Source organism: Roseateles sp. GW821-FHT09G09 (genome assembly GCF_059415965.1).
The window spans coordinates 569,825-582,968 of sequence record NZ_JBWKOG010000001.1; the positions used below are offsets into that span (position 1 = coordinate 569,825).

The 13,144-nt window shown below is 62.4% G+C and carries 11 protein-coding genes; 6 read left to right on the forward strand and 5 right to left on the reverse strand.

All coding sequences use genetic code 11. The features are described from left to right. Positions 1 to 166 precede the first annotated feature (166 nt). Positions 167 to 739 (reverse strand): hypothetical protein, encoded by a 573-nt coding sequence (locus tag AC07O8_RS02560; protein ID WP_495046542.1) that lies wholly within the window; start codon positions 737 to 739, stop codon positions 167 to 169. 1,665 nt (positions 740 to 2,404) lie between these two features. Between AC07O8_RS02560 and AC07O8_RS02565 the strand changes: the two genes are divergently transcribed. From AC07O8_RS02565 to AC07O8_RS02580, 4 genes are read left to right on the forward strand one after another with little or no spacing between them, the layout of a single operon-like run. Next, the gene (locus AC07O8_RS02565; protein ID WP_495046543.1) at positions 2,405 to 3,967 is read left to right on the forward strand and encodes a recombinase family protein; all 1,563 of its coding nucleotides are present in this window, start codon (positions 2,405 to 2,407) and stop codon (positions 3,965 to 3,967) included. After that, positions 3,964 to 4,863, forward strand: coding sequence for a plasmid partitioning protein RepB C-terminal domain-containing protein (locus tag AC07O8_RS02570; protein WP_495046544.1), 900 nt, complete (start codon positions 3,964 to 3,966; stop codon positions 4,861 to 4,863). The genes AC07O8_RS02565 and AC07O8_RS02570 overlap by 4 nt, the downstream gene beginning before the upstream one ends. Further along, positions 4,860 to 5,741 (forward strand): plasmid partitioning protein RepB C-terminal domain-containing protein, encoded by an 882-nt coding sequence (locus tag AC07O8_RS02575; RefSeq protein ID WP_495046545.1) that lies wholly within the window; start codon positions 4,860 to 4,862, stop codon positions 5,739 to 5,741. Before AC07O8_RS02570 ends, AC07O8_RS02575 begins: the two co-directional genes overlap by 4 nt. Beyond that, positions 5,741 to 7,111 carry a YfjI family protein gene (locus AC07O8_RS02580; protein WP_495046546.1) on the forward strand — a complete coding sequence of 457 codons (1,371 nt, stop codon included), beginning with the start codon at positions 5,741 to 5,743 and terminating at the stop codon, positions 7,109 to 7,111. Before AC07O8_RS02575 ends, AC07O8_RS02580 begins: the two co-directional genes overlap by 1 nt. A 95-nt stretch (positions 7,112 to 7,206) precedes the next feature. Here the strand turns inward: AC07O8_RS02580 and AC07O8_RS02585 are convergent, their stop codons facing one another. The 3 genes from AC07O8_RS02585 to AC07O8_RS02595 all read right to left on the reverse strand — a co-directional run bounded on the left by AC07O8_RS02585 (position 7,207) and on the right by AC07O8_RS02595 (position 9,140). Beyond that, on the reverse strand, positions 7,207 to 7,890 hold the full coding sequence (locus AC07O8_RS02585; protein WP_495046547.1) for a hypothetical protein: 684 nt from the start codon (positions 7,888 to 7,890) through the stop codon (positions 7,207 to 7,209). A 729-nt stretch (positions 7,891 to 8,619) separates the two neighbouring features. Continuing rightward, the gene (locus AC07O8_RS02590) at positions 8,620 to 8,853 is read right to left on the reverse strand and encodes a hypothetical protein (protein WP_495046548.1); all 234 of its coding nucleotides are present in this window, start codon (positions 8,851 to 8,853) and stop codon (positions 8,620 to 8,622) included. After that, a complete protein-coding gene (locus AC07O8_RS02595) occupies positions 8,850 to 9,140 on the reverse strand; it encodes a DUF2188 domain-containing protein (RefSeq protein ID WP_495046549.1) in 291 nt (96 codons plus the stop codon). The genes AC07O8_RS02590 and AC07O8_RS02595 overlap by 4 nt, the downstream gene beginning before the upstream one ends. A gap of 35 nt (positions 9,141 to 9,175) precedes the next feature. Here AC07O8_RS02595 and AC07O8_RS02600 point away from each other — a divergent pair, with 35 nt between their 5' ends. Further along, entirely contained in the window at positions 9,176 to 10,243 is a 1,068-nt protein-coding gene (locus tag AC07O8_RS02600) for a helix-turn-helix domain-containing protein (RefSeq protein ID WP_495046550.1), read from the forward strand. 6 nt (positions 10,244 to 10,249) lie between these two features. Then, positions 10,250 to 10,744 (forward strand): PIN domain-containing protein, encoded by a 495-nt coding sequence (locus AC07O8_RS02605; protein ID WP_495046551.1) that lies wholly within the window; start codon positions 10,250 to 10,252, stop codon positions 10,742 to 10,744. Between the two features lie 766 nt (positions 10,745 to 11,510). Here AC07O8_RS02605 and AC07O8_RS02610 read toward each other — a convergent pair. Continuing rightward, positions 11,511 to 12,794, reverse strand: coding sequence for a helix-turn-helix domain-containing protein (locus AC07O8_RS02610; RefSeq protein WP_495046552.1), 1,284 nt, complete (start codon positions 12,792 to 12,794; stop codon positions 11,511 to 11,513). Between the last annotated feature and the right edge of the window lie 350 nt (positions 12,795 to 13,144).

A 13,144-nucleotide genomic window follows, 5' to 3' on the forward strand; every position in this document is an offset into this window, starting at 1 on the left:
AGCGCATCAGTTCAGCCAGCGAAGGGTCCACGCCCGTCGGCGGCGCGTCGCAGTCGCTGCCGATCCACTTGTGCACGGACGGCCAGAAGGCCAAGCGACAGGGCGATCGCGGAGATGGGCGGGAAGAAGCGCGTGGAAGGGAGAGCGGGAGCGCGCAGGACGGCCGTCATGTCGAGGCGCGGCGCGGGTACCAGCCCACCCACAGCGACCACACGGCGGCCACGCTGAGGCACAGCGTACGGGCCAGGTGGGCCATCTGCAGTTGCTGGAAGGCGGCATCGCTGAAGCCGTGCTCCTGCATGTCGCCCTGCGCGCCGGCGGCCCAAGGCGTCGTGGCGACAGACAGCACCCACAAGGTCGTGATGCCCCACAGCGCCCGGCGGGAGAAGCGGCCGGGTGCGGCCCACAGCGAGAGCGCGGCCGCCAGTGCGCCTGCGCCGTACGGCAGCACGACAACAGGCAACCGGCGCGTGTAGCCGCGCGAGAAGGCCTGCAGCGCCACATCGCTGACGGCGGCCATGTCCACGTGGAGGCGGTAGACGTTGAAGTAGAGGAGCCAGCCGACGCCGACGCTCGACCAGATCAGCGCGAGATGCAAGGCCTGGAGCGCGTCGGCGGCGCGCCCATTGATGATCTGCGGCGGAGGTCTGCGCGTGATGCCGCTGGTCGCCAGTGCAGCGACATAGAGCAGCAAGGCCGCGCCAAGCATGGCAAGAAAACCGATGAAGTAAAGCGGCATGCGACTTTCCCCCGTGCCCCAAGGCGCTGTGGATGATAGTCGTGCCGGCGCCGCGTCGGCGTCGTGCAAGGCCGGGCGGTCATGGCGGCCCCCTAGAAGTAGAAATGGCCCATCCCGCAAGGGATGAGCCATGTCGTCAAGGCAGCGCTGGCACTGCGGACTGCCTGATCGGCACGTAGGGCGCCAAAGTAGTTGCTCTGGCGCGGATTGTGGATCAAGGACTTGGCGGGTCCCGCGCCACAGCCTTCAACGAGGCGGCGCACGAGTTCGTGCGACTGGCCTACGAGTGCGCCACAGTTCGTGCACCCGCTTCTTGGCGGCTTCTTGGAGGAGCCGGTTCGTCCAGGCAGCAAGGGGCGCCGGGCGCTCGTGAACGGCTCTCAGGACCGGACTTTCAAGGAGCGGTCTTGAACCCGCCTCGACTTCATCAACCTTGTGCGGGGCGCGTTGAGCACCCCGCGCCCCTCCCTCGTCGGATCGCGGCCGAGTCGGCGGAACCAGCCCGCTTCTTGCGAACTGTCCGGACTTTGTGAACTTACGTCTGGGCGGGTTGGCCGGCTGCGGGAGGCGAGCCGGGGGGCGCCAAGCGCCCCTGGAAGCGACGTCGGCGCTGAGGTGTCTATGTGCCGCCCCCGTCCCGGCGGGTTCGACCAACTGTCCGGCTTTTGTGAACCTGTGGCAGGCGGCTCTAGCGCTCGAACAGGCGGCTCAACGGCTCAGCGGTGCGTGGACCGCACATGCTCGCGGATAAATACTCCGGGCCTCAGTACACAAACTACATCTTCATGTTTTATATTCGAGTTACCATACAACTGCGCATGTTGTATAGTAACTCGAACAGCATCGAGTAGAAAACTCAATCTCATGTTGATTCCACTATTGCGGTCCTACCAATGAATCCGCGCAAGTCATTGATTTCATTGGTGGAGATTCATAAACAAGGCTTGAATTCTCGACCGAAGCAAACCACCATGTAGCCCTGAGTTTCATAAAGCTCGCCTGCGGCGACAGAAGCGTGGCTGCTGGGTCGGCGTGTAGTCGGGTCGAGTTCGTAACCCACCTGCCGGACGCTCGGGCTTTGCCGTCCCCAAGGAGCGGTCATGGCTGAAGTGGTCTGTGCCTCCTGCGGCCAGGAGTTCCTGGTCCGCCCTCAGTCGCCCAAGCAGACCTATTGCTCGAGTCCGGCCTGCCAGTGCGAGCGGCGCCGGCGCTGGACGCGAGCCAAGCTCGAATCCGACCCCGACTACCGGGCCAACCAGCTGGCCGCGCAGCGGGCATGGCACGCCCGCCACCCAGAGTACTGGCACACCTACCGCGAGCGAAAGCACGCCAACGGCCCTCCGGCGCCGGCACGCCCGACGCGTGCAACAAGCGACGCGTCATTTTGCGGAGCCGATCCAGCCGCCGGTCGCTGCTGGATTGAGATCGTCACCTCGGGCCCAGAGGGCCTGCTGAGAGCCTGGCGGATCGAGATGTCGTTGACGCGTCCTCAGGTTTGCAAAGATGGACGTGTGCAAAGAGAGGACTCGTGGCCGGCGGCAGCGCCACCGCCTAATGTCCCAGTGCACGGCTTCGCAATCCCGGTGAGCGTTCGGCGGGACGCCTGATCTGCCTCTCAAGGTCCGAAGTGCGTGCCTCCACATCGCTCAAGGAGCGGAGACGGTCATGCAGCCAGAAGACCTACAACCCGGCGAAGAACGAACCAGCGATTTCCGCGCTGCCGAGTACGTTCGCATGTCCACGGAGCATCAGCAGTATTCGACCGAAAACCAGGCGGACAAGATCCGCGAGTACGCCGCCAAACGGGGTATCCAGGTCATCCGCACCTACGCCGACGCCGGCAAAAGCGGACTGAGGATCGATGGCCGTGAAGCGCTGCAGCGGCTGCTGCGCGACGTCGAGTCCGGCCAGGCCGACTTCAACGTGATCCTCGTCTACGACGTCAGCCGCTGGGGCCGCTTCCAGGATGCCGATGAGAGCGCGTACTACGAGTACATCTGCCGTCGGGCCGGCATCCAGGTCTGCTATTGCGCTGAGCAGTTCGAGAACGACGGCTCGCCGGTGTCGACCATCGTGAAGGGCGTGAAGCGCGCGATGGCCGGCGAGTACAGCCGGGAGCTGTCAGCCAAGGTGTTCGCTGGCCAATGTCGGCTCATCGAGTTGGGCTTCCGACAGGGTGGTCCGGCGGGCTACGGCCTCAGACGCGTGCTGGTTGACCAGGCGGGTAGCGTCAAGGGCGAACTCTCGCGAGGTGAGCACAAGAGCCTGCAAACCGACCGCGTGATCCTGACGCCGGGGCCTGACAGCGAGATCCGCATCGTGCGCGAGATCTACCAGTGGTTCACCAACGACGCGATGCACGAGGTGGAGATCGCCAAGCGGCTCAATGACCGCGGCCTGGTCACCGATCTGGGTCGGAGCTGGACCCGCGCCACCGTGCGAGAGATCCTGACCAACGAGAAGTACATCGGCAACAACGTCTACAACCGCATCTCGTTCAAGCTCAAGAAGCTGCGTGTCATCAACGGGCCGGACATGTGGATCCGCAAGGACAGTGCGTTCGAGGCCGTCGTGTCGCAGGAGGCGTTCTACACGGCGCAGGGAATCATCCGCGCGCGGGCTCGCCGGTTCAGCGACGAGGAGCTGATCGAGAAGCTGCGCGGGCTTTATGAGCGCCGCGGCTTTCTGTCCGGCCTGGTCATCGACGAGGCCGAGGGCATGCCGTCGGCCGCGGCGTACATCCATCGCTTCGGCAGCCTGATCAGCGCTTACCAAGCCGTGGGCTTCACGCCCGACCGCGACTACCAGTTCCTCGAGGTCAACAAATTCCTCCGTCGGCTGCACCCCGAGGTGGTCGCGGGCACGGAGCGCGAGATTGCAAACCTGGGTGGTGTGCTCGTGCGTGACCCGGCGACCGACCTGTTGGACGTCAACCGGGAGTTCAGCGTGTCGATCGTGCTGGCGCGCTGCCAGAGCCACGACGACGGCCGCCGGCGCTGGAAGGTCCGCTTCGACGCCAGCCTGGCGCCCGACATCACGGTGGCCGTGCGACTCGCACCGGGCAACCAGGCCATCCAGGATTACTACCTTCTGCCGCGGCTGGATTTCGGGCTGCCGAGGATCAGCCTGGCTGACCACAACGGCATCGAGTTCGAGAGCTATCGCTTCGACACGCTCGACTACCTCTACCGCATGGCCGAGCGCGCCAGGTTGAGGAGGGCCGCATGAGCCGGGAGCACCCGCCCGGCGAGCTGCAGATGATCCCCATCGACCGCATCCGCGTGCTCAACCCAAGGGATCGGAACGCACAGGTCTTCGAGGAAATCGTCGGCAACATCAAAGCGTTGGGGCTGAAGAAGCCCGTGACGGTCACGCCGCGCACCGACGCGAGCGGGCCGTACTTCCTGCTGATCTGTGGCGAGGGGCGCTTGAAGGCGTTCCGGACGCTTGGGCAGACTGAGATTCCGGCCATGGTTGTCCACGTCGCCGACGAGGACGCCTTCATCATGAGCTTGGCCGAGAACATTGCGAGGCGCCAAGGGCGGCCGCTCGAACTGCTGGCCGGCATCGATCAGCTCAAGAAGCAAGGCTACGACAAACGTGAGATCGCGAAGAAGACCGGCCTGAGCCCGGAGTACGTCTACGGCATCCTGCAGTTGCTGGAGAACGGCGAGGAGCGGCTGCTGGTCGCAGTCGAGCGCGGGCACATCCCGCTCAACGCCGCCCTCACCATCGCCGGTGCGGGCTCCAACGACAAGGACATCCAGGCTGCGCTGCAAGGGGCCTATGAGACCGGCCAGTTGCGCGGCAGCCAGCTCCTGCAGGCACGCAAGATCATCGAGCGGCGGCGGACCTTGGGCAGGTCCGTGGCCAGGAACGCCCCGCGCAAGGCCACCAACGTCACGTCAGCCAGCCTGATACGCACCTATCAGGAAGAGGTTGATCGTCAGAAGCGAATGGTCCGAAAGGCTGAGCTTGTCCAGCACAGGTTGCTCTTCGTGACTGAAGCGCTGCGCCAACTGCTGACCGACGAAGACTTCGGCAACCTCCTGAGGGCCGAAGGCCTCGACACGCTGCCCAAGTACCTGAACGACCGCGTCTGGCCGCTGGGGAGAGCCGCATGAGCAACCCGTTGCTGGGCTTCGTGCCCGAACCGTTGACGATTTCCTTCGACAAGATCCTGCCGTCTCGCCGGCTACCGCTTGGCCTCGAAGGCTCACCCAAGTACCAGCAGATCAAGGCATCGCTCGAATCGATCGGCCTCATCGAGCCGCTGACGATTGGCGCCGCCGACAAGACCACAGGCATGCACGTCTTGAGGGATGGCCATATCCGTGTCCATGCGATGAAGGAGTTGGACTTCCATGACGCGCCATGCCTGATCGCGCTGGATGACGAGAGCTACACCTACAACAACCGGGTCAACCGGCTCTCGACGATCCAAGAGCACATGATGATCCGGCGGGCTGTCGACCGCGGCGTGACGCCCGAGCGGATCGCCAACGATTTGAAGGTCGACCTCAGCCACATCCAGAAGAAGCTCAACCTGCTGGACGGCATCTGTGCCGAAGCGGCCGGGCTGCTCAAGGATCAGCGGTTCTCGCCCAACCTCGGCGCCGTGATCCGCAAGATGAAGCCGACGCGGCAGATCGAGTGCGTGGAGCTGATGGTCGCCGCCAACAACGTGACGACCGCGTATGCCAACGCGCTGCTGGCCGCGACGCCAGCAGCCATGCTCGTCAGTGAGCGCAAACCCAGGAAGATGTCCGGTGTCAGCGCCGAGCAGATGGCCAAGATGGAAAAGGAGATGGGCAACCTGCAGGGGCAGTACAAGTCCATCGAGCATTCCTACGGTCAGGACGTCCTGAACCTGGTGCTGGCCAAGGGCTACCTGAAGAACCTGCTCGACAACCAGGCGATCTTCCGATTCCTCTCCATGCGGCAGCCCGACGTCCTGCGCGAGTTCTCCAACCTCGTCGAGGTCGATGCGCTGGACAAGTGATGGATCAGCCACCTCGCAGGACGCTGAGCGTCGCGCAGGCTGACGCACTGCTCCGTTGGTCGGATAATGCCGACTCGGACCGGCCGCAGCCGGTGCCTGATCCCGCTTGCTTGTACGGTCTGGTTGGCGAGGTAGCCAGGGAAGGCAGCGAAGGCTCCGAGACCAATCCCATCGCGATCGCTGGGAACTTCATCGCCTATCTGTCCTGCGCGATTGGGCGCCTGCCGTACCTCGCGGTGGGCAACACCAACCACCACGCACGGCTGTTCTTCCTGCATGTCGGGCGCTCGGGCCGCGGCAGGAAGGGGGATGCGGTCTCGTTGGTGTCGCGCATCGACGAAGCTGTCCGAGCACGAAGCCCTACGTTGGCTCCGCAGATTCATCGAGGTGGTTTGTCGACACGGGAAGGTCTGGCGGCGCTAATCCACGACGGCTACCGAGTCGGCCAGCAGGAAGTCCCCGCGATCACAGACAAGCGGCTTTGGGTGGTCGAGTCCGAGTTCGCCAACGTGCTGCAGCAAAGTCGGCGCGGCGGCAATACGCTGTCGGCCGCTCTGCGCGACTGCTGGGATGGCGTTGATCTCAAACCGGCAACCAAGACAAATCGCATTCATGCAAGCGAGCCACACGTCTGCTTGAGCGCTGCGATTTCTCCCGTCGAGTTGCTTGCGCTGATGCAGCGGCGTGACCTGCTCAACGGCTTCGTGAACCGTTTCCTGATGGCGTGGGGAGAGCGCACCCAGGTGGAGGCCTTTCCTCGTCGGGCACCGCAGGCGCGCGTCGAGGGGCTGGCCGCGGCGGTCATGGAGATCTTGGAATTCACACTGCCCCGGGCCGAGCGCAGCCGGGAGACAGCGCTGATGACGATGACCAGCGAGGCTCGTCGACGCTACGCTCAGCTCTACCAGGCAGAGCTCAATCAGGAACTCGGCAGCACGTTGGTCGACAGCGTGCTGGAGAGAAGGGCGCCGATGCTGCTGCGGCTCGCCATGGTGTTCGCGCTGACCGACCGACAGTGGCTCATCGAGGCGCGGCATGTCGAGGCGGCGATGGCCTGGGTCAACTATGCGACCGACTCGGTCGGCTTCGTTCTGGCGGGTGGCAAGGGTTCGCCGTCACAGCGCCAGATTGAGTGGGCGGCAGAACGTATCTCGGCATTCTTGGCATCCAAGGGCGCTGCATCGCGACGGGATCTGGTCGTGGACTGCTTTGGTCGACACCAGCCTGCAGCGGTCGTCGACGCCGCGATTGCGCACCTGATCGGCACCGCTCCCGCCACCGTTCAAGTTGAAGTTCAGGCAAGGTCACGGGCTGGTCCAGGTCGGCCGGCAACCGTGTACCGGTTCGTGCGGCCGCGAGAGCCGAATTAGTTCGCACAGCCGACGGGGTGCGTAAGTCGTTGTCAGGCAACTAAGTTCGCAATATTCGCTAAGTTCGCATGCATGCAATCGCCTCCGACTTTGAGTCAGCAACCGTCACTGCGCTGAACCGCAAATTGCCATGCAAGCTGAGATGCGGGCATGGCAGGCTCGGCAACACGATGAGCGAACCCTCGGGCTTTGGTCGGCACAAAGTCCAGCGCGATGGTCTGCAGGCCATCAAACAGGCTCGCCTGCCAGTGCGTCCACGCGCCGAACCAGCGCAGCCGAGTCAGCAAGGTCCGTACAACGACCCGTAGATGCGCCGCCAGCTCTTCAGCGTCCCATTCGAAGCGGCAAAGCAGGATGACGTAGGCAGAGGCCTGTGAATAGCTGTGCTGGGTCAAGGCAAGCGGATCTGGCTCGTCGTCCCGGCGAAGCAGCGAGATGGCCGGATCAAACGTTTCCGGCGCTGTCAGCAACCTCGCCATCGCGTGAACTGCGGAGTCGGCGTCTTCCTTGTCCCAATCCTTGTCCAGCTTGACGGCATATCGAAGCCGCTTGTCCGCATACTTGACGAGTTCGTTGTGCAACCAAGCCAGCACCTGCTCTTGATCGGCGCGATGGCTGAAGTTGACCGGGAATCCGCGCTTGGTTGAGATCCGCTCAGCGATGAGCCAAGCCTCCACCTCCACATCTTCTGCCGTGTGCTCACCGCAGGTCTGGCGCGCGATGCGCCGCAAGTCGGTACGGCGCTGAATGATGAAAGCCTGGTACGAGTCCATCGGCATCCGCAATCTCCTGCGCCGTCGTCCTTGCGGCAGCGGATTCTGGCGGAAGAGCAAGCTGGCTCACCGATGCTCGAGTTGGTTAAGACTTGCGGTCGGATGCGGCATCCGCTGCCGTTGGAAATCCAGTAACTAGCATGGGCCTCATATCAGGCGTAAGAAGCGCGAGCTCGAACTGACCCGTCGGGCTTGGGCGCGTTTGGATAAACGACTCCTGAAGAAACATTGCCGGCGATTCAACCTCGCCGAAAGCATCGTCTCGGACGAACGCCATCAGACCTTCTCCTGCGAGACGTGCGGAGAGCCTCAAAGTACCTAGCTCCGCGGCCTCCACCGAGACCTGAGTCAGCAGGACCCAGCCGACCTCCCACGATCTAGCCGGTGTATCGCTGCTCGCCGACCCAAAGTCGGCTGAGGTCGAGCTACCGGAACTGTCGTGGCGATCGGTGCAGGGATGCTTGGGCCAAGGGGAGCCGATCTCATCGAAGTAGACCCTTCCCCCATTCTCAAGATTGAAGAAGAACACCGACGCACTGCACACCGGACAACGTGCATTGCCTCTCGTGTAATGCCTCGGTACACGCGGCGGCGCGAACAGGTCTGGCATGGATGGGGCGTTCAGGGCCGGCCTTGACTGGCGACGGTCTCCCCCAAAGCCGCAGCCGCAGTTCCATAGGTGGTTCTTGGCGTTGCACATGGCGTCTTGGCGTTTGAGTCTCGAGCCCCGACGCTTCAGCTCAACTGGCGATGGCGGCCTGCGCCGCGTCGATGGCCGCTGGAGAGCCCTGGACCTGGACCTGGACCTTCTGGATGCTTCCATCCGGCTTCTTCAAGACTCTGACGGTGACTCCCCCCGTGGGAAGCCGCTGCCGCTTTCGCCTTCCTGGTGATCTGCTGCTCGATCTCCACCATCGCCGCCTTCATGAGATCGGCAGCGCTGGGCATCTTGACCTTAATCTGGATCATTTCGAGTCCTTCGGCGGGCAAGGGTCGTTGCCGTAGGAGTCGCGGGCGCGGATTTGGCCGTTCTCACCATGGATGAGCAACTCTCCTTGGCCTTGACGCGCCATCTGTCGGCCCGCCTGGATGGCTTGTGCCTGGGTGTCGAACACCTGGCTTGCCCGCTGACCGCCTTCGCGGAGCGTGCCCCATCCGTTGTCGCGCTGAACAATATGAACGTTGTTCCGGTTAGCCATCACGAACCTCCAGTCCGATGAAGTTGACGGAATCAAGTTTACAAACAACAATTTCATCAGTCAATCTGTAAACCACAAGCGCGGAGAAAACGATGATCGGAAACCGACTCAAGAGGGCGCGAGACGCTCTCGGGATGTCGCTGCGCGAGCTAGAGACGGCTATCCAAGGGCAAGTCTCGGCACAAGCCATCGGCAAGTACGAACGTAGCGAAATGATGCCGAGCTCCACGGTCCTTTTGGCACTGGCGAGTGCCCTGGAGGTGTCGCCGGAGTACCTGCTCAGCGAGCGCGAGATCGAGCTCACGGGGGTCGATTTCCGCAAGGCGCCACACGCTGGCGTCAAGGAGGAACGTGCAGTGGAAGCCTCGATCCTTGACCAAGTCGAACGCTATCTGGAACTCGAAGAGTTGATGCCGGGCGTCGACCAGCACTGGCACGCGCCGGTGGATGATGCCTTTGAGATCAGCCGCGTCGAAGATGCTGAAGAGGCTGCGGCAGCCCTGCGTCGGCTGTGGCAACTGGGCATCGATCCGATCCCTCTCATGGCTGAACTGCTAGAGGACAAGGGGGTGAAAGTGATCGCTTTGGATCTGCCTGAGAACGTGTCCGGATCCAAAGCCTTCGTACAGCGCCCTGCGCGAGAAGATGTTCCGGTCATCGTTGTCAATCAAGGTCACAACGGCGAGCGTCAGAGGTTCACGCTGGCTCACGAGTTGGCCCACCTGGTTCTCCGCTTCAGTGGCCTGAGCGATGCAGAACAGGAGAAGGCAGCTGACAGGTTTGCTGGAGCGTTCCTGATGGCCAAGGACATGGTCCTACGCTTGCTCGGCGCACATCGGACGTCGGTATCCATCGGGGAGCTAGCTGAGTTGAAGAAGCTCTTCAAGGTCAGCATTGCTTCCCTCGTTGTACGTAGCTCTCAACTGGGCATCTTGAACAAGGCAACCTACGGCCGTTTGTTTGCACAAATCAAGGATATGGGCTGGAACAGCCAAGCTTCCAACGAACCCAACATCCTCGATCCAGAAGTTCCGCAACGGATGGAACGGCTCTGTCTGCGCGCGGTGGCAGAAGGAGCCATATCTGAGGCGCGGGCTGCTGAGCTTATGAACATTAGCGTTCGCGAGCTGGATCGCCGTCTGTCGGGCCAAGTCGTCTGATCCACCATGATCATCCTGGTCTCAGACACCTCGGTACTGATCGACCTTGAGCGTGGCCGCCTACTCGAGCTGGCGTTTTCATGCGGACTGGTCATGGTGGTGCCCGACCTGCTCTATACCCGCGAACTGGCATCGGAGAACGGCCCCTTCCTAAAACAACTCGGTCTGGGCGTCGTGGCGCTGAGCCCCGAAGAGATGTCTTTCGCTCAGGAGATCCGCACGAAGCGTCCGGGCCTTTCGCTACCAGACTGCTTTGCATTGAGCTGCGCGCGTCGCGACAAGCACGCGCTGGTCACTGGCGACAAGCTGCTTCGCTCCGAAGCCCTGGCTCGACAGTGCTCGGTGTTTGGACTGCTCTGGATCCTGGATCAGATGGAGGTTTCTGGGAAAGTCAGCTTGCAAATGCTGCATGATGGCTTGAGCAGAATTGCTCATCACCAACGCTGTCGGCTGCCACGCCCAGAAATTGCCAGCAGGCTTCAGCGGTGGTCTGGTTCATAGCCACCCGACTTTTGAAGGCTTCGAAAACAGATCCTTCAGCGCAGGACCAATCTCAGCTCGCTGGTCTCAGCAGTCAGCCGCTCGAAGTCTGGACTCCCCAATTCGCGTCCAAATGGAGGCATCTGATCCCCCCAGCTGAAATTGCTCTTCAAAGAGGCCTCGGCGCGCGTGTGCCTAAGCGGCGATACGCAGCGACGCATCGCCGGCCCCTTTGGGCCTCTAGGAACTATGCAGGCGTCATAAGCGCCAGAATCTCTAAGATTGGACGACGTTGATGCGGTGTGGGGTGCGTCAATTGTCCCCGGCGCTTCAAGAGCACGACTATCTGGGAGGCATGATGTCGATTTTCTTTCTTGTCGAAGCTGAGCTTGATGACTTAGGTCCGGTGCGCGCTCGCATTTGTACGCCAGTTGAGGAAGGTGATCGACCTCTACCCGATCACGCACTGTCTGGGGGATCTGTCCTCGCTTTGCCAGAACTGCACGCCCTAGTTCAGATCGCCGAGGTTCGGCTTGTGATGTATACCGGACCTGGTCCCGACGATTGGTTGCCTTTGGAGCGCATCGTGTTGGACAAAGGAAGGCTACGCAGCGTAGACGAGGATGGAGTTCCTAACGATGCACTGTTGAGCGTTGCTCGACTGCGTTGAGCATATAGCTGACGGCAACGATAGTCGTCTCCTTGTACTGCTCGGGCATGGGTTGCTTGGGTCTTAATAGCGGTCCGGCGAGCAAATTGGTCGACGCTATGGCGGACTGGCAGTGAGTCACGAGCATGCAACCCTCACAAAGAATTGGCGTCCTCCGTCGATACCCGGCCCACTTACAAATGTGAATCGCCGTTCGAGGGCCCAGCCCTTTGCTGACCTGTGATCAACGCCGTGCGCGCGCGCGACCTCAGACAGTGGCGACACCTCGCGCCGGAATCGCTCGACTTCCTGCCGCGAGATCACGCGAGACATACGCCGGCCAGCAAACCCCCTTGACGCGGCCAGCAGTCCGACGCGGACGAGGTGATACGTGACCTCCTGCTTCAGCCCAAGTAGCGCCGCTGCCTGGGGGATGGTCAACTCTTCGCCAGGAGCAACGTCGGGGCGCGACCATGCCTTCACCTCCGATTCCAGCAACAACAGGTCATGTGTATGCACGATCTGATGCCCGACACGCCGGATCTCCAACGAACCATCTTGCAGCGCAATGAAAAGCGCCGCTGTTTGACGACGTCCAACGTGCAGTTGGAGCGCACGGTGAAGCGAACACCACCGGCGGTGCTCGTTCACGCTGCCTAAGGTCACGGATTTCGCGGCAACTGCAATCTGCTCCAGCAGCAGTTGTATGGAGGATGCGCTGTACCGATCACCCACGCGGCGAACGAGGCCGGCGTCGGTCAAGGTGTTTAGGCGTGCTGCGGCAAGGCCAAAGCGACGTTGGGCGGATCGAGCGGGCAGCAGGTCATCAAGGTGTTTGCGGACACTGGTCACGACCGAATCGCTCACTACCAGCATCCGCCGCCCCATCTTGCTTTGTCGGACAGGCGGCTCCAGGCCGCAATCGGCGAGAAGTCGCGGAACACGCTCTACTCGAACACCGACCCTAGCTGCAAGACCGCGCGCCCCGGAGGGTGCGCCGTCCGAGAGTCTCCTCCTCTGGATCGCAACGCCTTGCAAAACTGGCCCATCGGCATGCTGCTCAATCTCGCGTTGAGCCCAGGCCAGGGCCTCACCGTCGAGTTGCTTCGTCAAGAGCCGCAGCAGCCCGGGCCATGCCTCACGGACCAACTGCGCCTGCTGTCCAACTCGACAAGGCGCGCGCAGTCGCTCCAGCAACTGCGGCATCTCTTCGGCCGCATGGACGACTATCGAGGCACCCCGCTCGATCATGGCTCGCTGATGTGACACGAGCCGGGAGGACGATCGCTTGATCGGCTTGCCTCGAAGACCATAGTGATCCAGAGCTCCCAATAGCTCCATCAGCGTCCAACGTTGCTCCGAATCCAGGGCGTCGAGAAGCCGATCAGCGACATGGTCGGGAGTATGAAGAAGCACTTGCAAGTCGGCAGACCAAGGCGCGACAGGCTGTTGAGCGAGATCCGCCTCGCACTTGCACAGCTTGAAACTTAAGCGCCGCCAGGTCGCGAGCACCCCGCAGCCCGCGCATCGGTCGAGCAACCAGCAGCGATGCTCGCTGCAAATCGGCGGGCCGTCGATCCAGTCTCCTTTCCAGTAGGGCTGAGGGGTAGAGAGGCAATGTGGGCACCAGCGGGCGACCCCAAGTCCTGGCGACGTAACCCTGCATCCGTTCCCCGTGCTGCACCAAATGGGCCTGATCCCGTTCTCATGCGCGAGCCGAAGCAAGAACCCACCTGGGCTTTCAGATTTCTCCCGGGACGGCCTTGCCAGGA